Below are 726 nucleotides of genomic sequence, written 5' to 3'. Positions count from 1 at the left end.
CCGCTCGCCGATGTGAAATTCTGCCCGACCGGCGGCATCTCGGCCAAGAACGCGGCCGACTATCTCAGCCTGCCCAACGTGGTCTGCGTCGGCGGCTCCTGGGTGGCGCCCGACGACCTCGTCAAAGCCGGCAAGTGGGACGAGATCGAAGCCCTGGCGCGCGCCGCGAGCAAGCTTGCGAAATAAGGCCTCGGCCACGGGATGAAGAAACCCGGCCGACTCGCGTCGACCGGGTTTGCCAAATCGGCTCCGAAGCTGATCAGCTGCAGACCCGGACCTTTTCAACCACCCTGTGGTGATGCTTCCAGCTTGTGACCACCTTGGTCCGGCAGTGCTTCTTCATGTGCATATGGTCATGAGTTTTGACGACAATGGTCTCGGCCTGCGTAGGGGCGATAGCCGCCGAAGCGGTTGCCAATGCGATGACCGATGCCAATAGGATGTTCTTCATGGATCTCCCCGGGTTTGAACGAACCTATGTTAACCCAGGGAATAGGCCGACCGTTCCGGCTTCACGAGAAGTTCAGCCGAGCGTGACCGTGCAGGCTGGCCCGGTTCGCTGAACAGCAAAAAGCCGCGCTGGTTGCCCGGCGCGGCTTTGCCGATTGATCTGCCGTCATTTGGTCTGGAAGCGGGCTACCGACATGAACTTGACGGCGTTGCCGGTGAAGCGGTTGGCATCGGCCACCTGGCTGCTCGGCTGGAAGCCGGCCGTGTAGACCTCGC

The 726-nt window shown here is 61.8% G+C and carries 1 protein-coding gene and 1 pseudogene; one reads left to right on the top strand and one right to left on the bottom strand.

The genetic code is table 11. The features are described 5' to 3' along the window. Window positions 1-186 (top strand): annotated as a pseudogene (locus EN939_RS36670) (keto-deoxy-phosphogluconate aldolase); the annotation flags it as partial. A gap of 73 nt (window positions 187-259) precedes the next feature. Here EN939_RS36670 and EN939_RS36665 read toward each other — a convergent pair. Continuing rightward, entirely contained in the window at window positions 260-451 is a 192-nt protein-coding gene (locus EN939_RS36665; protein WP_127272097.1) for a hypothetical protein, read from the bottom strand. Window positions 452-726: the final 275 nt, after the last annotated feature.

It is taken from the genome of Mesorhizobium sp. M7A.F.Ca.CA.002.05.1.1 (genome assembly GCF_003998335.1).
In the GTDB taxonomy this organism is placed as follows: Bacteria; Pseudomonadota; Alphaproteobacteria; order Rhizobiales; family Rhizobiaceae; genus Mesorhizobium.
The sequence above is the reverse complement of the archived record's forward strand: the minus strand, read 5'-3'. Positions and strand labels throughout refer to the sequence as shown.

What these genes read in the sequence shown, in the direction of transcription:
- EN939_RS36665 (WP_127272097.1), bottom strand. Translation starts at nt 451, where the DNA reads ATGAAGAACATCCTATTGGCATCGGTCATCGCATTGGCAACCGCTTCG.